The 19991-nt window shown below is 63.3% G+C and carries 19 protein-coding genes and 1 pseudogene; 10 read left to right on the top strand and 10 right to left on the bottom strand.

Annotation, left to right across the window (positions count from 1 at the left end; all coding sequences use genetic code 11):
- Positions 1-75 precede the first annotated feature (75 nt).
- Positions 76-1186 (top strand): IS3 family transposase gene (locus HAP41_RS30430; RefSeq protein ID WP_166093596.1). Its coding sequence is split into 2 segments (ribosomal slippage): positions 76-927 and positions 929-1186, totalling 1110 coding nucleotides; the frame shifts between segments, so codons are not numbered across the junction.
- Positions 1187-1281: 95 nt separating this feature from the next.
- Here the strand turns inward: HAP41_RS30430 and HAP41_RS30435 are convergent.
- Entirely contained in the window at positions 1282-1632 is a 351-nt protein-coding gene (locus HAP41_RS30435; RefSeq protein ID WP_166093586.1) for a hypothetical protein, read from the bottom strand.
- Positions 1633-1920: 288 nt separating this feature from the next.
- Here HAP41_RS30435 and HAP41_RS30440 point away from each other — a divergent pair, with 288 nt between their 5' ends.
- The 4 genes and pseudogenes from HAP41_RS30440 (at position 1921) to HAP41_RS30455 (ending at position 3760) form a co-directional block, all read left to right on the top strand.
- Positions 1921-2337, top strand: coding sequence for a hypothetical protein (locus tag HAP41_RS30440; RefSeq protein ID WP_166093577.1), 417 nt, complete (start codon positions 1921-1923; stop codon positions 2335-2337).
- A 283-nt stretch (positions 2338-2620) separates the two neighbouring features.
- A complete protein-coding gene (gene tnpA / locus HAP41_RS30450; RefSeq protein WP_248577127.1) occupies positions 2621-3049 on the top strand; it encodes an IS66-like element accessory protein TnpA in 429 nt (142 codons plus the stop codon).
- Positions 3050-3111: 62 nt separating this feature from the next.
- Positions 3112-3189: pseudogene (locus HAP41_RS50775) on the top strand (hypothetical protein); the annotation flags it as partial.
- Positions 3190-3304: 115 nt separating this feature from the next.
- Positions 3305-3760: an MFS transporter gene (locus HAP41_RS30455; protein WP_224580694.1), complete on the top strand. Its 456-nt coding sequence runs from the start codon at positions 3305-3307 to the stop codon at positions 3758-3760.
- An 864-nt stretch (positions 3761-4624) separates the two neighbouring features.
- Here the strand turns inward: HAP41_RS30455 and HAP41_RS30460 are convergent.
- Positions 4625-4990, bottom strand: a complete 366-nt coding sequence (locus tag HAP41_RS30460; protein WP_166093555.1) for a hypothetical protein — start codon at positions 4988-4990, stop codon at positions 4625-4627.
- 12 nt (positions 4991-5002) lie between these two features.
- Between HAP41_RS30460 and HAP41_RS30465 the strand changes: the two genes are divergently transcribed.
- The 4 genes from HAP41_RS30465 to HAP41_RS30480 are packed head-to-tail and all read left to right on the top strand — an operon-like array spanning position 5003 to position 10225.
- Positions 5003-6655, top strand: coding sequence for an ABC transporter substrate-binding protein (locus HAP41_RS30465; protein WP_166093552.1), 1653 nt, complete (start codon positions 5003-5005; stop codon positions 6653-6655).
- 38 nt (positions 6656-6693) lie between these two features.
- Positions 6694-7704 carry an ABC transporter permease gene (locus HAP41_RS30470; protein ID WP_166093544.1) on the top strand — a complete coding sequence of 337 codons (1011 nt, stop codon included), beginning with the start codon at positions 6694-6696 and terminating at the stop codon, positions 7702-7704.
- Positions 7701-8549, top strand: coding sequence for an ABC transporter permease (locus tag HAP41_RS30475; RefSeq protein WP_166093540.1), 849 nt, complete (start codon positions 7701-7703; stop codon positions 8547-8549). The genes HAP41_RS30470 and HAP41_RS30475 overlap by 4 nt, the downstream gene beginning before the upstream one ends.
- Positions 8528-10225, top strand: coding sequence for an ABC transporter ATP-binding protein (locus tag HAP41_RS30480; protein ID WP_166093535.1), 1698 nt, complete (start codon positions 8528-8530; stop codon positions 10223-10225). Before HAP41_RS30475 ends, HAP41_RS30480 begins: the two co-directional genes overlap by 22 nt.
- Before the next feature lie 43 nt (positions 10226-10268).
- Here HAP41_RS30480 and HAP41_RS30485 read toward each other — a convergent pair whose 3' ends face one another.
- Positions 10269-11282, bottom strand: a complete 1014-nt coding sequence (locus tag HAP41_RS30485) for a DUF2891 domain-containing protein (RefSeq protein WP_166093527.1) — start codon at positions 11280-11282, stop codon at positions 10269-10271.
- Positions 11279-12202, bottom strand: a complete 924-nt coding sequence (locus tag HAP41_RS30490; RefSeq protein ID WP_166093522.1) for a hypothetical protein — start codon at positions 12200-12202, stop codon at positions 11279-11281. The genes HAP41_RS30485 and HAP41_RS30490 overlap by 4 nt, the downstream gene beginning before the upstream one ends.
- A gap of 89 nt (positions 12203-12291) precedes the next feature.
- Here HAP41_RS30490 and HAP41_RS30495 point away from each other — a divergent pair, with 89 nt between their 5' ends.
- A complete protein-coding gene (locus HAP41_RS30495; RefSeq protein WP_166093517.1) occupies positions 12292-13206 on the top strand; it encodes a LysR family transcriptional regulator in 915 nt (304 codons plus the stop codon).
- A gap of 25 nt (positions 13207-13231) precedes the next feature.
- Here the strand turns inward: HAP41_RS30495 and HAP41_RS30500 are convergent, their stop codons facing one another.
- The 6 genes from HAP41_RS30500 to HAP41_RS30525 form a co-directional block, all read right to left on the bottom strand.
- Entirely contained in the window at positions 13232-13633 is a 402-nt protein-coding gene (locus HAP41_RS30500; RefSeq protein WP_166093502.1) for a VOC family protein, read from the bottom strand.
- Positions 13634-13767: 134 nt separating this feature from the next.
- On the bottom strand, positions 13768-14550 hold the full coding sequence (locus HAP41_RS30505; protein WP_175618056.1) for a class II aldolase/adducin family protein: 783 nt from the start codon (positions 14548-14550) through the stop codon (positions 13768-13770).
- 16 nt (positions 14551-14566) lie between these two features.
- A complete protein-coding gene (locus tag HAP41_RS30510) occupies positions 14567-15559 on the bottom strand; it encodes an NAD(P)-dependent oxidoreductase (RefSeq protein ID WP_166093485.1) in 993 nt (330 codons plus the stop codon).
- Positions 15560-15999: 440 nt separating this feature from the next.
- Positions 16000-17697, bottom strand: a complete 1698-nt coding sequence (locus HAP41_RS30515; RefSeq protein WP_166093478.1) for a GMC family oxidoreductase — start codon at positions 17695-17697, stop codon at positions 16000-16002.
- Between the two features lie 63 nt (positions 17698-17760).
- The gene (locus HAP41_RS30520; protein WP_166093466.1) at positions 17761-19092 is read right to left on the bottom strand and encodes an MFS transporter; all 1332 of its coding nucleotides are present in this window, start codon (positions 19090-19092) and stop codon (positions 17761-17763) included.
- A 71-nt stretch (positions 19093-19163) separates the two neighbouring features.
- Positions 19164-19970, bottom strand: a complete 807-nt coding sequence (locus HAP41_RS30525) for an enoyl-CoA hydratase/isomerase family protein (protein ID WP_166093457.1) — start codon at positions 19968-19970, stop codon at positions 19164-19166.
- Between the last annotated feature and the right edge of the window lie 21 nt (positions 19971-19991).

Here is a 19991-nt window from a genome sequence, read left to right on the forward strand (position 1 = left end):
CAGCCTGCTGACCTGCTCCCCTTAAACGCCCCCGGTTTTGAGTTAGGGTTCTGTTCTCCACCAAGGAGACAGACGATGCGTAAGGGCAGGTTCACGGAAGAGCAGATCATCAAGGTCTTGAAGGAACACGCTGCCGGGATGTCGGCGACCGATCTGTGCCGCAAGCACGGCATCAGCGATGCAACGTTCTACAAGTGGCGGTCGCGCTATGGCGGGCTGGAGATCTCCGAGGCTCGCAAGCTGAAGGCCCTAGAAGAGGAGAACCGCAAGCTCAAAAAGCTGTTGGCGGAGACGATGCTGGACGCATCGACGCTGAGGAGATGCTCGGAAAAAACTTCTGACGCCCGGCTTGCGAGACGTGCTGTGACCTGGGCGATCAGTGAGAAGGGCTACTCGCAGCGACGGGCCTGCAGGCTGGTTGGCCTGCCGCCTAAGACCTATCGTTATGTCTCGACACGGCCGGACGATGGAGCGTTACGGATCCGGCTGAAGGAATTGGCTTCGCAACGGCGCCGCTTCGGCTACCGTCGCCTGGGGCTGCTATTGGCTCGGCAAGGGGTTCGTATCAATCGGAAGAAGCTGTACCGGCTCTACAAGGAGGAGCGGTTGACCGTGCGCAAGCGTGGAGGCCGCAAACGGGCACTGGGCACTCACGCACCGATGTCGATCCCGCAGGATGCGAACCTGCGCTGGTCGCTCGACTTCGTGATGGATACGCTCTCCAACGGCCGGCGCTTCCGTATCCTGACCCTGGTCGACGACTTCACCCGGGAGTGCCTCGGTCTGGTCGTCGACACCTCGCTCACCGCCTTGCGAGTGGTGCGCGAACTTGGCCAGATCATCGAAAGCCGCGGCTGTCCGCGCATGATCGTCAGTGACAACGGCACCGAGTTCACCTCGAACGCTATCCTGGCCTGGCAGGAGGAACTCGGGGATCGAGTGGCACTACATCGCACCCGGCAAGCCGATGCAGAACGGCTTCGTCGAAAGCTTCAACGGCCGTCTACGCGACGAGTGCCTGAACGAGCACCTGTTCGCCAACCTCAACGAGGCGCGCCAGATCATCGAAGAATGGAGGATCGGCTACAACACCAGCCGACCGCACACGAGCCTCAATGGGCTCACACCGACCGAATTTGCAACCCGCCCCAACAGGAGCCAAACCCAGAACAGACTCGACTTATAAACGAGGGCAAATCGGGGAGTAGGTCACTGCTTACGGCTCGATCTGCCCCCGCATGTTGAGCGCGCTAGGCCCGTTCTTAAGTCAATCCGAAGTGACTACGCCAGATGCCATGCAACATCAAACGTGACGATATCGCTCCGACCATGTAAACTGTCTCGCGTGGCACCACTCAAGAGTGCCACACAGAAGCAAAGCACCGGACCGAAAACGCGCAGTAATATCAATGCATACCGGGGTTGCCGCCTAAGTTCAATCCTGTCTGGCAGCACGAGCTTTCCCCTTATTTTATAGGCTTTTTGGAAATCCGCTGGTGTGGACGCCGGTGAGTACAAATGAAGAAACGTGCACATGGCGTCCTTGCCGCGGATCAGCCCCATCATCACGCGCTGCGAGATGCTTTGAAGGCCATCTTCCGCGAAAAGATAAAAGCGAATTGAAAGGGCCATGCGACGCCTCGATTTACCTGGCGCGCAAGCTTCGGCACATCCAAGGCCTCAGCAACACAAAAGAGGTCGAAAATTTCCGACAGATCAGCTAGGCGGCTTGCCTTGATTGCAATGAACGGGGGGGCTGTTTAGGAAGAACGAATGAGCAGCGATTCGTCCCTTGATTGGTCAACTATGGAACGCCCTGTCCCGCCGATGCCGCGACGACGATGGCCCTTGGTCCTTCTGATAGCTTCCCTAGTCGCAGTCGCCAGCGCCGGGGGTGCATACGCTTGGTTCAATACGGGAATGATCGTTCGGCTTGCTGGCCATGACGGCGCCGATGCTGACGCCGGATCGAACGACAAAGCGGTCATGACCGATTTGCTCGCCGCTCAGCAGAAGGCGACCGAAGATCTCGAAGCCATCGACCGGGCCATCACCGACCAACAGGAACAACTAAAGGCGATCGTCAACAAGCTCGCGAGTCTGAGCTCCAAGGTTGATGCTCTGAAGAACCCGGCTCCGGAAATTGCTGCTGTCCCGCCCGCATCCCCCTTTCCGGACCACACGACTGCGCCGCCAGTCTCTACCGCTAGCACGGCGCGCCCCCTAAAGCACACGCCCCTGCAAAAGCAAAAGCAGGCCCCGCGCGTTGCGAGTCCGTCCGGGCCGATTTCAGTTGGTGGAGCGCCGTTGGACATTGCACCTGGCAACCCGCATTAGCCCACGCATAAATCCGGCGCTTCCGCGGCTACTAGACTAGCCGCCAATCGGTCCCGAGAGCGCTTTAAGACCCGCTTCTATCGTCGCAATGTCCTGCTCGACCTGGGCGATTGATGACCGGCAATCGAAGCCCGTCCTGGCTTTCAAATCGACGACCAATCTCCGGCGATGGCCCTGCATTTCCTCAAGTGACCGGCAATCCTTTAGTCTCGTGAGGCTATCTACAATTAGCTCGATTGCACTGTATCCATCCGGTGAAGGCCGCCTTGCCGAATGAGGCGTGTTGTTGAGAACTGTCCTTATGGACAGTGATAGGCCCAGTGCCCAAGTCGAACGGCTCAAAGTAGTGGACACAGGCCGGCGGCGGCGCTGGTCCGAGGATGAGAAGCTCAAGATCGTCCTGGAGAGCTTACAGGCGCCGCGCCAGGTCGCAGCAACCGCGCGGCGGTATGGCGTTTCGCGCTCGTTGCTGCTGCGATGGCGACGGTCGTTTCGTCCCGAGCCGAAGGATGCCGCCGATCAACCTGGCTTCGTACCGGCGATAGTGGTCGCGGAATCAGGGCCGACGCCTGATCCAGTCGCGCCAGCCAGCAGCAGCGGGTCGATCGAGATCGAGTTTGCTGCCGGGGCTCGGATGCGGATCACTGGCGCGGTCGACGCGGCGACGCTGAAGGCCGCCGTGGCGGCGCTGGCAGATGGACGCCTGCGGTGATCCCGATTGCTTCGGGTGTGCGGGTGTGGATTGCGACCGGCCACACCGATATGCGTCGCGGCATGAACTCCCTGGGCTTGCTGGTCCAGGAAGCCTTTAAGCGAGACCCGCACGGCGGCGATCTCTATGTGCTCCGTGGCAGGAGCGGCAAGCTGATCAAGATCCTTTGGCACGATGGACTGGGCATGTCGCTCTGGAGCGCGGCCGCTTCCTGTGGCCGTCGTCGGCTGATGGCGTATTGCCTCTGGACTCGGCTTGCCTACGCCACACTTCCTCGCCGCTGCGGGCGCGGTCGTAGGAATCGCGTTGACCGGGCGTTGGAAGCTTCAAACCGGTGCAGGAATCGATCTTGCGCCCTCGATGCACTGGCCCTCACCTGTACTGGCAATCGACGCAGACGCCGACCGCGGGCCAGTCCTGATTACGGTCGAATACCGCATCTCCCCGGAGCGCCGCGAAGCCTTCCTCGTCTCCATCAGAGACTTGGAACAACAACGAAGGCGTGATGGCGCATATTCCTGGGACGTCTTCGAGGACGCCGCCGAGAGCGGACGCTTTCTGGAGACGTTCATGGTCGCATCTTGGCTCGAGCACCTGCGGCAACACCAGCGCGTGACCAATACCGACAGGGCCGTTCAGGACGCCATCCGCGAGTTCGGCGCCACGGCCGAGCCCAGGGTCACCCACTTCGTCGCCGCCAAGTTTCGGTAAACCGGCTTTGGCACGCACAGCAAACAGTCGTTGCCGTAGATGCTGATATGCCGACGTTGGGGCGCTACCATCTAGCGTGAGAAATCGTACAAAATCGTGGTTTGGAGCACAAAATCACAGCCTTGGTAGCGGGATCGAATCGAACTGCCGACATCAGCATTCTTCACCTTTACGCCGAACAGCGGCCTCCTCCCCACAGGCGAGACGATGGCACGTCGGTTCGCTATGCCAACGAGACCAGCTTCTCGGTCGCAGGTCGCTGCCCTGCTCTCGTCCATTCGATCGCGTCGAACCGACGCCGGCCTCACGCCTCGGACCGGCTGTTCATATTTGCCGTCAATAGATTTTTCTTGATCTCTCGGTGCACACGTCGTGCACACGCGGCCACTTAACTAGTTGAAAGACTTAAACTCTCGCTCCAATCCATCATGGGCGCAACGGAAAGTCTGTGATTTAAGCTATTCATATTACTGAGATATTCCAGCTCCAATCGACCCGCATCGATTGAGAAATCTGATTTGGTGAGGCTTCCGCCATCAGGCTCTTCTAGGTCCATATATGCATGAATTGGAAGCGGAAATCGCGCCTTCGGATTCTCCGGGCGCACGTCGCGCCCACGAGAACAAGGCGTTCGCCTGGCTTCCGGAACTGCCCAGGACTCATCGCCCAGATTAGCCGGCACAACATTTGTCTCGATCGCATTCGAGCGAACCCGGCATCCGCCGACTCGTCCGATGCGGCTTCCAACGTCACCGATCTCGTCGGCACGAGCAATCGCATCGAAGGCCGTGTCTGACCTGTTCCGTTTCGCCCAAGACCGCGCTACCGACGCAAGCTTCGCGCGTAATGCGATAGCAGCAACATTCATTTCCCGATCGCCAGCATGCCGTTCTCCAGCGATCGGCTCTCTGCAGAATGTCTTTTCAATTTGGTGATGCGCCACGCGACATAATGCGGCCTGAGAGGACCGTCTCGACGCCGAACTCGGGTTGACGCGCGAATGAAGCGGCAATCGTTGCGCTGTTCGGTCACGGGCAAACCTAGATCGGGCGCGTTCGCAATGAAAACAAAATGACCATCGCGTCCACTGCCCCGCCCCCGACGCTTTTGTTGTCTGTCCCAAGTGAAATTTGGAATGGCCAGGTCCCCTTGTTTCGCTTCTCCTACGAGGAAACGCTGATGGTGCCGTAACGCTTTCGCGAAACGGTGACCTGATCGCGCATCAATCATCAGGGGCTCTTCATGACCGCACGTTTCCCAATGTTCTCGCTCTCCCGGCGCCGCCTCCTCGCTACGGCCTCCGTGATTGCAGCAGCGACCTTGACGGCGACGGCGGGTCTCTCTCCAGCTCGAAGTGCCGGCGCTCCACCGAACGGCGGCGACGTCACCTTCCTCATCGACTCGCTCGGCAGCACCTGGATTCCGAACAACAGCGCGATCTCCAGCTTCCAAGGCCACATCTGGGGCCACGTGACCGACAAGCTCGTCTATGTCGATGCTGACGGCAAGGTCAGCCCCTGGATCGCCGAAAGCTGGGAGCAGAACGGCGAGGCCACGCAGTTCACCCTGCACCTCAAGAAGGGTGTGACCTTCTCCGACGGAACACCGCTCGACGCGTCAGCCGTGGTCGCCAATCTCGACATCTGGTACGCAGGCCGGCGGAACGAGGGGATCAATCCGATTGGCCTCTTCCCGAAGACTTACGACCACGCCGAGGCGGTCGATGCAGCCACCGTGAAGGTTGTCTTCAAGGCACCGACGCTCGGGTTTATCCCGACGCTCGGCTATCACGGCTCGATCCTCATCTCCCCGAAAACGATCGCGCAGCCCGCCGCACAGCAGGCTGATCTGGCCAAGACATCCGGGAGCGGCCCGTATGTGGTCGCTTCCTGGAAAGAGGGCGACTTCGTCAAGCTGGTCAAGCGCAAGGACTACAATTGGGGGCCGGCAGCCGTCGGCCACACCGGTCCGGCCTACCTCAACTCGATCACCTACAAACTCGTGACCGAGCCGTCGCTGCGGGTCGCCGCTGTCCAGTCGGGACAGGCCGATGTCGCCTACAGCCCCTCACCGCAGGAACTGAAGTCGCTCAAGGAAGCGGGCTTCACGGTCGCGACCCCGCGCTATCTCGGTTTCGTCAACGGCCTCGCGATCAACACCAAGCTGGAGCCATACAATGACGTGAAAGTGCGCCAGGCTCTTCAGGCCGGCATCAACCGGAAGGAGATCATCGATACCGTCTATACGCCTGACTGGAAGCTGGCGACGTCCTTCATCCAGAGCAACGTGCCGGGTGCCACCGACCATAGCGAGCTCCTGGCCTACAATCCCGGCAAGGCGGAGAAGCTTCTCGACGAAGCTGGCTGGATCAAGGGTGCTGGCGGCATCCGGACCAAGGACGGCAAGCAGCTGTCGCTGACGCTCCACTCCAACCCCTATCTTGCGACGGCAAAGTCGATCGACGAGCTCATCGCCCAGCAACTCGGCAAGCTCGGCTGGAAGGTCACCATTCGCGCCTACGACGTCGTGACGTTCGGCGAGAAGGTCCGGTTCGGCGGGCCGGCCGTGCCGGCCTACGAGGTGACGCGCAGCTTCATCGACGCCGGCACGGTGGCCAGCATCCTCACCGACGCCAACAACGGCGAGAACTGGTTCAACCTCGGCGACAGCGACAAGAAGCTCAATGAACTGCGCGACAAGATCGCCGGCGCGGCCTCTCTCGACATTCGCAATCCGCTGCTCGACGAGTTGCAGACCTACGTTCTCGAGCAGGGCTATTTCATCCCGCGCACGCAGATCGTCCAGCGGATCTACGTGCAGTCCCCGAAGCTCAAGGGGGAGGTCTACAACGGCATCGCCTACGCCAGCTATTACACGGCAACGATCGGCGAGTAATCCGCAGTGCAAACAAGCAGCGTGAGGAGGCGACCGGCATGAGAAGCGCCTACCTGTCCTATGCCGCGAAGCGCTTCGCCCAAGCCGTCGTCGTCATCCTGCTGGCTTACGTCTTCACCTTCGTCGTCGTCAGTATTTTGCCTGGTGACCCCATCACCAACGTGCTGCGCGACCCGCAGAATGGATTCAGCGAGGATCAGATCAAGGAGATCATCGCCGCCCAAGGCCTGGACCGGCCAATTCCGATCCAGCTCTGGGCGTCCTTGTCCAACTTCGTGACCGGCGACCTCGGCCTGTCGATGCGATCCAATCGGCCTGTGACGACCCTGATCGCCGAGGTTCTCCCTTCGACACTGATCCTTGCATCCGCAGCTTTCGCCATCGCGCTGCTGCTGGCGGCTACGATCGCCTACGGCACCCAGTTCCTTCCGAAACGGTGCGGCCAGGGCTTGCTGCGTGGCTTCCCATCGTTGTTCCTGTCGGTGCCGAACTTCGTGATCGGCCTGGTGCTGATCCACATCTTCGGCTTCCAGCTCGGGTTCTTTCGCGTGATCGCGCCGGACAGCTTCTGGGCGACCTTCTTCGCCGCGGTCGCGCTCGGCATCCCCATCTCCGCACGGATCACCGAGGTGCTGATCGCGAACCTCGACAACGAGTCCGAGCAGGAATACGCCGCCGTTGCGCGCAGCCGTGGGCTCGGGCAGATGCGCCTCTTTGCCAAGCACCTGCTCAAGCCGTCTTCGCTCCCGGTCATCACCGTCATCGCACTTGCCATCGGCGAACTGCTCGGCGGTTCGCTGATCACCGAGACAGTGTTCGGACGGACCGGTATCGGCAGCCTGGTGCAGCGTTCGGTGAGCACGCAGGACCTGCCTGTCCTGCAAGCGGTCGTCTCGCTTGCGGCAGTGGTGTTCGTGCTCGTCAATTTGATCGCCGACCTCGTCGACCCGCTGCTGGACCCGCGCGTGAAGCTGATCGGCGGTCGCAAGGTCCGCCCGACCACCGCCGACGAGAGCTCCACCAATCTTTCCCAGGCGGTGACGCCATGACGCTCGTCTCCTTTTCCTCCTCGCCACGCATCACGGCGATCAGCCGGCTGGCAGCCCTTCGGGTGCCGCCGACCGTCGCGCTCGCCTTCGTGGTCATCGCGCTCGTGATCGCCTGGTCGCTCGCGCCGAGCTTGTTCACGAGTCATGATCCCGCCAGCGGCGTTCCCACTGACAAGCTGCTCAGCCCCAGCGCAGCGCATTGGTTCGGCACCGATCACCTCGGTCGCGACCTCTATACCCGGGTCGTCTATGGCACGGCCTCCTCGGTGACGAGCGCGCTCATCGCGGTCGTCATCGCCGCGGTTGCCGGCGGGCTCATCGGCCTCCTGGCCGGCTTCCTCGGCGGCTGGATGGACATCGTGCTCGCCCGCCTGGTGGATGTGCTGCTGGCGATCCCGAACTTCCTGCTGGCGGTCATCGTCGTCACCGCGATCGGTTTCGACACCACGAACGCTGCGGTTGCGACCGGCGTCTCGGCGGTCGCCGTGTTCGCGCGGGTGATGCGCTCGGAAGTGATCAAGACCCGGCAGGCCGTTTTCGTCGAGGCATCGTTCCTGATGGGCGGCTCGCGCTGGCACATTCTGTTGCGGCACGTGCTGCCGAATGCATCGCGCTCGGTGCTCCCGCTCGCGGTGCTGCAGTTCGGCCTGTCGATCCTGGTGATCGCCAGCCTTGCTTTCCTCGGCTACGGCGATCCGCCTCCCGCCTCCGACTGGGGCCTGCTGATCTCGATCGGCAAGGACTACCTCAAATGGCCGTGGCTGGTGTACGCCCCCGCCTTCGTCACGATCGCGACCGTCCTCTCCGCAAACAGGATCAGCCGATGGCTCCGCAAGACAGACTGACCGCCACGTTCACCCGCGCCGAGCGCGTCGCGCCGACGCCGCTGCGGTCGATTCCGCAGCTCCGGGTCGACGGCCTGTCGGTCTCCTATGGGCCGCACGAGGTCGTGACCAACGTGAGCTTTGAACTCGGCCGCGGCGAGAACCTCGCCCTCATCGGGGAGTCCGGCTCCGGCAAATCGACGATCGCCCGCGCAGTGCTGCGGCTACTCCCCAGCGGCGGGCACGCCACCGGCCGCGTGGCGTTCGACGGCCAGGAGGTGCTGGGGATTTCCGAGCGCGGCTTCCGGCCGCTGCGGGGACGAGCTATCGGGTTCGTCCCGCAGGACCCCGCCAACTCACTCAACCCGGTGCGGACGATCGGTGCCCAGGCGCAGGAGGCGGCTGCGCTGCTCGACGACCCCGACAAGGCGATCCGCAAGCAGCTCATCCTGGAGACGTTCGCCCAGGTTGGGCTCGACACCCCCCTGCGTGTCTACGACTCCTACCCGCACCAGCTGTCCGGCGGCATGCTCCAGCGCGTGCTGATCGGCCTTGCGATCCTGCCACGGCCGGCACTGCTGGTCGCGGACGAGCCGACCTCCGCGCTCGACGTCACGATCCAGAAGCGGATCCTCGACCTGCTCACGCGGCTGCAGCACGACCTCAAGATCAGCCTGCTGCTCATCACGCACGACCTTGCGATCGCCGCCGAACGAGCGGACTCGCTCGTGGTGCTCAAGGACGGTGTCATCCAGGAGGCTGGCCGGACCGCTTCCGTCTTCTCCTCGCCGGCGTCGGCCTACGCAAAGAGGCTGCGCGCGGATGTCCCGGCCCTCAACCCCGACCGTTACGCCGCACTGCGCGACACGGGCTTCCGTTCCCTCAAGACCGGCCAGGCACCGAAGATCGAGGTCAGCGCCGTCACGAAGACGTTCACAGTCGACGGCAAGGCGCTGACGGCCGTCGACGATTTGTCGTTCAGCGTCCCTGCTGGCACCACGCACGCGCTGGTCGGCGAATCGGGCTCGGGAAAGACCACGACGGTCCGGTTGCTGCTTGGGCTGGAGGGACCCGACACCGGGAGCATCTCGGTCGCAGGCGAACAAATCACCGGCCGCTCGCCCGAGGCACTGCGGACGGTGTGGCGCCACCTTCAATTGGTCTACCAGAACCCGTTCACCTCGCTCGATCCGACCTGGACGATCGAGCGGCTCGTGCGCGAGCCGCTCGATCGATTCAAGATCGGAACGCAAAAAGAACGGGATGAGCGCGTCCGCGAAGCGTTGGCCGATGTCGGACTTGGCGAGCACCTGCTCTCCCGCAAGCCCGGGGCCCTGTCAGGTGGCCAGCGCCAGCGCGTGGCCATCGCCCGGTCGCTGGTCCTCAAGCCCGACGTGATCGTGCTCGACGAACCCACCTCCGCGCTCGACGTCAGCGTCCAGGCCGGCATCGTCGAAGTCCTGCTCTCGCTACAGGCCAATCTGGGCCTGACCTACGTGTTCGTGTCTCATGACCTGGCGCTGGTGCGTCAGCTCGCCCACACCGTCTCCGTGATGCATCGCGGACGCATCGTCGAACACGGGACCGTCGCCGACATCTTCGATAACCCTCAGCAGCCCTATACGAGGTCGCTGCTGGCGTCGATCCCGTCGGGTGGCGACGATGTCGCGCACATTCGCACGCGCGCCTTCGGTTGATCATGACCGCAGATTGAATGAGCCGCGGAAGGCCCCTGCCCGCTCAGTTCTCATCATCCAGTGCAAGCACGGCAAAGCTCGCGAGCCAGTGCTCTCCCATGTAGTGACCGGCGATATGGGGGAGGCCTGCGGCCAGATGCTCGCGCGCCGCTTCATGAGCAACGACGCGGCGGGGGTCGCCTGCCGGCAAGGCGTCGCCGAGAGAGCGCCAGCACCAGGCGCGGCTGAGATTGAGCCCGTCGAGATGAGCGATCTTGCCATCGGTGCGATCGGTGACCGTCGCAGGCTTGAACAGCGTTGCCGGCCGTCGTTCGACCAGCCGCGGCAGAAACCGATCAAACCAGGGCAGGAACGCGTCCGGGGGCAACAGGCGCCGCATGCACTCGGCTTCGATAAGAGCCGAGGACTGGAAATCGTCGCCGCTCGGCTCACCCCAGGCGGGGCAGTCCGTGTCCTCACCATACCAGCGCTGGCCAGTCTCGTGCAGCAACCTGGCGAGCACTTCATCCTTTTTGATGCCGGCGTAGTCTGCCGCCATCCGCAGGCCAAACGCCGTATTGAAATGGGTGCCGACGCGTACGGGATAGAACGCCAACGGCAGGAAGTCGCGAAAGCGTTGCGCGATGATTTCGGCCAGCGGCGCGAGATTGCGGCTCCAGCGATCGTCAGGGTGGAGCGCCAGTTCAGTCGCGAGCTTCAGGATCCAGGCCCAGCCATACGGCCGCTTGAAGCCGCGGGCAGTCGGGCGGGCGAAGTAAGCACGTTCGGCGGCAACCTTCTCGGGCACGAATTGCGTATCGAAGAGGGCGCGGATGTCGGAGGCTGCCGCAAGGTCGGGAAACCTGCGCAGCAGTCGCGCCAGCATCCAGTAGCTGTGGACACAGGAATGCCAGTCATAGCTGCCGTAGAAGATCGGATGCAGCTGGCTCGGCGTGCGGGCATCCGCAGGTTCAGCCAGCGCGTGATCAACGTTATTGGGATATTCGCGCCCGACATGGCCGAGCGCGATGTTGGCAAAATGCGAGGCATGTTCGCGGGTAAGACGGGGCGTGGTCACGGCTTGGCCTTTCCAGTGTTCCGGCCGATCAATGTCTCGATCAGGCGCGGCAGGAGGTAGATCGGAAATTGCGTCGCCGCGAAGTATAGCGCCATGCGTGGCGAGGCGGCAGCACCCAGCGCCGACCAGACCAGGCCGACATTACGGTTGCCGAGGATGAGCCCGACAGTCAGCCGCTGGCCCAAATTGCCCGGCAGCAGCACGGCACCAGCTGCTTGAAGGGCGATGTTGCAAGCGAAGGCGAGCCCGAGGCAGAGCGTGGCGGCCTGCACATCCGCCGCGATCTGCGCGCGAATGTCAGCCATCGTCGCCACCGCAAAGACGAGAAGCGCCGCGACGATGATCCCGTCGACCATCCCGCCATGGGCCGCCAGCACCGGGGCCGCATGCCGGCGGACCAGGAAAGCCACCCCTTCGGCGCCGCCGATCAACAGCGCCAGACGAAGCGCGAGCTCGAGCGCGCTGATCTCGAGACCGCCGAACCAGCCTGCAAGAAGCGGCACGGTGACCGGAGCCAGCACCATGGACAACACCGTCACCACGAGCGGCACCGCCCCGTCGAGCCCGAGCATGCGTGCCACCGCTGCCGTTCCGCTCGATGGCGGCGCCGAGGCGGCGAGCACCGCCGCAAGCGCGATCTCCGGACCAAAGTTCAAGGCGTGACCGGCAACACCGATGACGAGTGGACAGGCCACCATGACGACGGCCGGCAAGAGCACGGAAAGCGATGGCCGTCGCAGCGTTGCGACGACGGCCTGACTGTCGATCCGCAACAGCGTTCCCAGCACGATCAGGAAGATCGTGGTTGGCATCAGGGGGCGAGCGAGGTCCGCAAGAGCCGGAAAGACCAATCCAAGCAGGACGCCAAGCGCCAGCAATGTCGGTCCGCGCGGGATGAAGTGCAGGAGTAAAGACCGCATACGCCGCGCCCAATCATGTCGTCTCCGCCAGGAGACCACACCCCGCATCATTCTTGAAATCGATTATTACTATATCTATCATCGTTCAAATGAATTTGGCTTCCGTCGACCTCAACCTCCTGGTCGCCTTCGAGGCGCTGATGGAGGAACGCCATGTGACCCGCGCCGGCCAGCGCATCGGCCTGGCGCAACCGTCCATGAGCAGCACGCTGACGCGGCTGCGTGCGCTGTTTGGCGATGAGCTCTTCGTGCGCTCGGCCTCCGGCATGCAGCCGACGGCCAAGGCGCTGGCGCTGGCGCGGCCGATCAGCGACGCTCTGGGGCAGATCCGGGGCGTGCTCGAACCCACATCAGCCTTCAATCCGGCAACAGCCCGCCATCGCCTGTCTATTGCGGCGACCGACTATGGCGACCTCGTCGTGGTGCCGCGACTGGTCGAGGCGTTGCGGCGGGACGCGCCTGGTATCGATCTCGTAGTGCGCCCCATCATTGATCCGGCCGCGAGTGTCGCAAGCCTGGAACACGGCGATGTCGACGCGCTGATAGGTGGCCATCTTCCCGCTTCCCCGCGCATCATCCGATCCACGCTTTTCACGGAGAGTTTCGTCTGCATTCGCGACGCCAAGCGCGCCAAACTGAAAGCCCGTCTCACCAAGGACGATTACACGCGGCTCCCGCATGTGATGTTCTCCTCCGCCGGCGGCGACGGGCTTCCCGGCGCAATCGACACGATGCTGAGCCGGCACGGACGCAAGCGCCGGACCGCGATCACGCTCGCCCATGTCGTCGCGGTGCCGTTTGCCGTCGCCGGCACCGATCTCGTGGCAACCATGGCCGAGCGCGTCGCGCGCCGCTTCGCGACAGCCGCCGGCGTATCTGTCGTTCCGATTCCCTACGATGTGGAGCCATTCACCATCGACCTTCTCCACACGCGCCGCGCCATGGCCAATCCGGCGCTGCGCTGGTTCATCGAACTGGTCAATCGCGTCTGCGGGACGCTGTAGCGATCGGCGGGCCGGCAGCAGGCTGCTATTCCCGCTCAATCAGCTGCGCGATCTCCCAGACATGGCCTGAGGGGTCGGCAAAGGACGCAGTTCGTCGCCCCCACGGACGGTCGATCGGGCCATTGAGCAGATCGACGCCAATCTCCCGCAGGGCTGAACAGACCTGATCGACGTCGACGACCCTGATCGTCAGGAGTGCGCGCGCCCCTGCGGAGGACTGCGCGACACGCAGCGGCTCGACAAGCGGCGGTGCCTGAGACGCGTCGAGAAGATTGACCAGGAGCCCACCAAATCGAAGCACGGATGAGACCGCATCTTCCCAGACCGTCTCGGACGCGAAAACCTTGGCGTAAAACGCTTTCGACGACGCAATGTCATCGACGAACAATGTGATGACTTCAACTTCGCTTGGCAGACCATTGACCATGTCGTCCTGCTCCTCACCGTTGCTGCGGCAGCCTGCACAAGCGTGACAAGCCGCCTGCCGCTATATCTCACGATGTTAGAGCATGGCGCAATTCGGCGAGCCGGGTCATCGACCCGGCTTGGAAGCCTCGATCCCTAATTGAATAGATCCGGTTCCGCCTCGGTGATCCAGTCCCACAACGGCTGAAAGCTGAAATAGCCGCCCTTGTGCGTTCCGACCTGCCGCGAGGTCAGGCTGGCGATCTCGTGGGGGATCGGCTTTGGCGTACCGGCGGCTTCCGCAAGCAGCTGGGCACGCGCGGCATTGTCCATGGCGATGTAGCACCAGGCGGCAGCCTCGATGGTCGGTCCGACCGTGAGCAGGCCGTGGTTCTGCAAGATGGCCGCCTTCTTCGATCCCAGCGCCTGCGCGATCTTGCGGCCCTCTTCCGCCTCCAGCACGACGCCGGAGAACGGATCGAACAGCACGTGATCCTCGTAGAAGGCGCAGGAATCCTGCGTCAGCGGATCGAGCAGGCGGCCGAGCGCCGACCAGGCCTTGCCATAGGTCGAATGGGTGTGCGCGGCCGCGATCACCTCAGGATGCGCGGCGTGGATCGCGGAGTGAATCACGAAGCCGGCCTGGTTGATCGGCTTGTCACCGATCAGGATGTTGCCATCGTGATCGACGAGCTGAAGATCCGATACCTTGATCTGGCTGAAATGCTTCGACAGCGGATTGGTCCAGAACCGTTCGGGGAACTCCGGATCGCGCACGGTGACGTGGCCTGCGAGCCCCTGATCGAACCCGTAGCGCGAGAACAGGCGGAATGTTGCGGCAAGCCGCTGTTTGCGGTGCAGCCGCTCTTCCTCGAACGTCGCGGCCGGCGTGCGCTCGACCAGAGAGTATTTCTTGGGCTTCTCGACGACCTTGTTCATTGTTGCCTTTCCTTTTTTAGTATTCGAGATCCTTGTCGAAGACGTCGGCCAGCGCCACGCCATGGGCGTAGGCGTCGAGGTTGACCAGCGTTTTATCGGCCAGCCGCTTGGCATCCTCGCCACCCGTCCATGACACATGCGGGGTCAGGACGACCTTGGGATGGCGATAGATCGGATCGCCCTCCGGCGGCGGCTCGGGATCGGTGACGTCGAGCGTCGCGCCGGCAATCCGCCCCTCGTCGAGCGCCTGCAACAGCGCACCCTGATCGACGATCCGCCCTCGCGCGACATTGATTAGGTGCAGCGACGTCTTGGCCCGCGCCAGCACATCGGCGTTGATCAGACGCGCGGTCTTGGTCGTCGCCGGCAGAGCAAGGACGAGATGATCGGAAGCCGCGACCAGTTCCTCGATGCTATCAACCGGCTGGATGCCCGGAAGGACGTATGGCCAGGCCGAGCGCCTGAGAACCCTGATGTTGACACCGAACGGCTTGGCCCGCTCGGCGACTGCGCGGCCGATCGCGCCGAAGCCGGCAATCCCGATCGTCTTGCCGGTGAGCGAGCCCAGCGGACTGATCTTCCACTGCTCGCGATTGCGCGGCCGGATGTCATGGATGCGCTTCTCGAAGCCGAGAATCGCCGCAAGGACATATTCCGCGATCGGATCAGCCGAGATGCCGCGGCCGACCGTGACCACCGGACCGTCGAGCAGCCATGCCGGAAAGAAATCGACTCCCGTCGATGCGGTCTGGATCCAGTGCAGGCCAAACGGCCAGCCGGCCGGCTTCTCCGCAGGCGCTTTGTGCCAGCCCACGAGCGGCCGCGTCAGCAGCACGTCGGCTTCGGGAGCAACCTCCCAGGGAGCGCGATCGGCGGAATGATCGATGATCAGCGGGCGCGACCAGTGATCGACCAGCGCCGCACGAATGTCCGGGCCAAGCTGATTGACGATGATCGGCGATCGCACGCTGGTGGAGGCGCGCTGGCTTTCAATTCGGGGAGTGTTCATGTCACGCAGTCACGTTGGCAACGATCCGGATATGCTAGGCGTTTGCTGCAAGATAGTCCTTTCAAAGATGACGGGTGTCTTGCAACAAGAGGACGACGCGCTTCGACAAGACATAAGAATTTGTCTCCGGAGCCTTGGCGCTTCTGCGGGGGCCGCGCCCGACGCGACCAAGTGCTCGAACCTGAGACCCACTGATTAAGAGCCAGTTGGTCCCATCCCAAGAAGTCGCGTCATTGATCGAATAGGTCGTAGTTAGCTGCGAGAGTGCAAAGAAGCTGCGCTTTCCGGGACCAATCCGCCTGCTTCAAAACGTGAACCGCTCGATGCCGCAGTCGGTCGTCGCGGCGCTTCCTGTTCAGGAGTCGAATCTAATGGAGTGACCTCGTGGAACTCGAATACCTCACGCAGGAGGGCGTTTCCGCGCTGGCGCAGCACAAAGCTTAATTTAGCGACAGCAGGGCATCACTGATCTTCTCGGCCGTCATGATCACGGGGATGTTGGTATTGGCCGTCGGCAGCCGCGGCATGATCGAGGCATCCGCCACAAAGATGTTCTCGCTGCCGATCACCCTGCCCCCGGGATCGACCACCGCCATCCGGTCGGCGGGATCGCCCGCGCGGCATGTCCCCACTGGATGCCAGACTCCGAACACGCTTTGCCGTACGAAAACTTCGAGGGCACGGTCGTCGGCAAGCGTCGCCTGGAAGGCCGTGCCGTTGAGCAGCACGAGCCGGATCACAAGCGCCCTGAGGCCCGCGGGTATGTCGAGCATTGGCCCGAGGATGGACGCAACGATGCGATTGACGGTGCCGTACCGGCTCAGCCGCTTGATCCGCGGAGAAAAGGAGGCCGGGAAGAAATCGCCCGCCTCCGGGTTGAGCGCGGGATGAACGACAATCTTCGCGAGCAGCCGGACGGCCGCGACCATCCGTTCGAGATCGCGTCGGTCGGACAGCAGGTTGAAATCGACCACAGGATAGGTTTTCGGGTCGCGGCTCGCCAGCGTGAGCGAGCCGCTCGAATACGGCCGGTTGCACCAGAGAAAGTAGAGACCAAGCCGCGTGCCCAGCGCATGCCACCCGCCGCGCGCCGCGGCCGTGATGTACATGTCGGAGGCGTCGCAGCCGGGATGTTCGGACGAGAAGCGCATCGCCGCGAAATTGGGACGCCGCCGGGCAAGCGGCAAGCGCAACCGCCGCGGCAAATATTGACAGAAGGTCAGTGCGGGATGATCGCGCAGATTGCTGCCGACGCCGGGCAGATCGATCGCCACGGGAATGCCGAGCGCTTGCAGCGCCGCACCTGGGCCGATGCCCGCCCGCATCAGGATCGCCGGCGATTGCAGCGCGCCTGCGGTCAGGATCACGCGGCCGGCGGCGACGGCGAGCTTCTGCCCGCCCCGCGCGACCACCACGCCCCTCGCGCGGCGGCCATCGAGCTGGAGTTGTTCGACCTCGCTGTCCGCCCAGATGGTCAGGTTCGGCCGCGCGCGCGCTGCTGCGTCGAGATATCCGGCGGCGGTCGAGACGCGCCGGTCGTTGCGATTGGAGAAGGCCGGCGGAAAGATGCCGTCCTCGAACTCGCCGTTCTGGTCCCTTCGGAACGGCAGGCCGGTTGCCGACAAAGCCTCTCCCACGGCCTTGCCAAACGGCGGCATCGCCTCGCGCGCGATGCGGCGGATCGGGATTGGGCCGTGCTTGCCATGCAGCGGGCCGTGGAAATCCAGGTCCGTTTCGAGCTTGAGGAAGTACGGCAGCACATCCGCCCATCCCCAGCCGCGCGCGCCGAGATCGCGCCATTCGTCATAATCACGCGGCAGGCCGCGATTGGCCGATTGCACGTTGATGCTGGAGCCACCGCCCATCACCCGGCCCTGCTCGTAGGCGCGGACGATCGGCTTGCCCTCGGCATTGCGGCCGGCGGCCGCTGACAGGCCCGGCCAGATGTATTTGTCGCCGAAGAACAGCGTCATCGGATAGCTGTCGAGGATTTCCGGCGGCGTCGCCTCGGGCGGCGTGTCCATCCCGGCTTCGATCAGAAGCACGCGGCGGCTTCCGTCTGCGGAAAGCCGATTGGCGAGCACGCAGCCCGCCGATCCGCCACCGACGATGACGTCGTCGAAATGCAGCCCATCCATTCCCGTCTCGTCGCGCAATTCGATGGATCGGCGCGGCCACGAATGCGGCCGCGCCGATTTGGCTCAGCGGAAGTTACCCTTGGTCTCGGGGATCACGACCGCACCAATCAGGTAGATCACGAACACGCCGACTGCGAAGTAGGCCAGCGACATCGGGATCTCCGCAGGACTACCGCTCACCAGCGAGACGAAGGTCGGCATCATGCCGCCCAGCGCGAAGCCGATATTCCAGGACAGGCCCGTGCCGCTCGCGCGCAACGCGGTCGGAAAACGCTCGTTGAGGAAGATCAGCACCGGCGCATAGCCGGCATTGCCGATGAAGGCGATCGCGAGCGCATAGAGCGTGATTTGCGTCGTGTCCTTGGTCGCCGCGAGATTGAGATAGCACAGCGGCAGCAGCACCGCGGCCAGGACACCGATGATGAGGAACGTCTTTTTGCGGCCGATACGATCGCTCAGCGCGCCGACCAGCACGGCCGAGAAGAACGCCGACACGCTCGCGCCCATCAGGATCAACGACGAGGTCTGGTTCGGGACCGCATTGATGACTTTCAGGAAGCTCGGCAGGTAGCCCGAGGTCAGGTAATAGCCGGCGCCGCCACCGAAGGTGATGAGAAGGTTGACCAGCAGCACGCCGCGATATTCGCCGGAGAACACGTCCCTGACCGGCGCCTTCGAGACCTTCGCCTGCTTGTTACCCTGCTGGCGCTTGAGCTCCTTGAAGTAAGGCGACTCCTCGAGGTTGCGGAAGATGAACCAGCCGAGCAGCGAGCTCAGCAGCCCCGAGAAGAACATGAAGCGCCAGCCCCATACCGCGAAGGCATCGCCGGGGAAGATCGACGACGTGATCAGGAAGATGAAGGACGCGAGCAGCGCACCGATGCCGGCGCCACCGCCGCCGACCAGACCCGACATCGCGCCGCGCCATTGCGCCGGCACCGACTCGGTGCCGATGGTGTGGGTGGAGGCCACGACGCCGCCGACGAAGATGCCCTGCACCAGACGCAGGATCGGGAAGAGGATCGGCGCGATCACACCGACCTGCGCGATGGTCGGCAACAGACCGAACGCCGCCGTGCTGATGCCGACACCGATGATGGCGATCAGCATGGCCTGCTTGCGGCCGTGCACGTCGGCATAATGCCCGAACACCGCCGAGCCCAGCGGCCGCATCAGGAGCGTCACGGCGAACGAGCCGTAGACCGCGGCGAGCGACAGCGCTGGGTTGCTCGACGGAAAGAACAGCGCGCCAACGACCGGCGCCACGTAGAGCAAAATGAACAAATCGAACAGATCCAGCGCCCATCCGAGCACCGATGCGATGATCGCATTGACCATCTGCTTGTTATCCGCCGACGCTTGCGCGCCGGCGACCGGCATATCCATCTCAGCCATGTTGTTTACCTCCCCCGTTTTGATAGAGCCGCGGCTCGCGTCATTGCGAACCGCGGCAGTTTTGTCGCGTATCAGCGGCCGGTGAACTTCGGCGGACGCTTGGCGTTGAAGGCCTCGACGCCTTCCTTGAAGTCTTCCGACTGGCGAAGGCGGCTGTAGCAATGGCCTTTGAGCTCGATCGCGATGGCGAGCGTCGAATCCTCGGTGTCGTTGAGCAGCTTCTTGGCGGTGCGCTGTGCCAGCGGCGAGAAAGTGCGGAGCTCGTCGACCAGCTTGTCGGTCGCCTTCTCCAGCTCGGCATCCGGCACACACTCCGTGGCGATGCCCCAGTCGAACGCCTGCTTGGCCGAGATACGCTTGGAGCGCATCACGATGTCCTTGGTGCGGGTGATACCGACCATCTTCTGCAGACGGGCCGAACCGCCCGAGCCCGGGATCTGGCCGAGCTTTTGCTCCGGCAGCGCGTATTGCGTGGTCTCCGAGGCAATGCGGAAGTCGCAGGCGAGTGACAGCTCGAAGCCGACGCCGAAGCAATAACCGCGGTTGGCAACGATCACGGGCTTGGCGCAGCGCGCAGGCGCGGCGACGTTCCAGGCGAGCTTGGAAACGTGCTCGGGGCTCGCTTCCATGAAGCCGCCGATATTGCCGCCGCTGGAGAAATGCTCGCCCTCGCCGCGCACTACGATGACGCGCACGCGCGGATCCTCGTCCAGCGTTTCGAAGGTCAGGCGCAGCTGGTCACGCTGCGGCATCGCCACGACGTTGTAGGGCGGCCGGCCCAGGATGATATCGGCCCGCTCATGCGCCTCATCGATCTCGACCTTGAACCCGTCGAGTTTTGCGAGTCGGGGATCGGTAAAATTGTAGGCTGACGGCATGTTGGTTTCCTTCTGTTGATT

The sequence above is a fragment of the Bradyrhizobium barranii subsp. apii genome, from assembly GCF_011516635.5.
Taxonomy (GTDB): domain Bacteria; phylum Pseudomonadota; class Alphaproteobacteria; order Rhizobiales; family Xanthobacteraceae; genus Bradyrhizobium; species Bradyrhizobium barranii.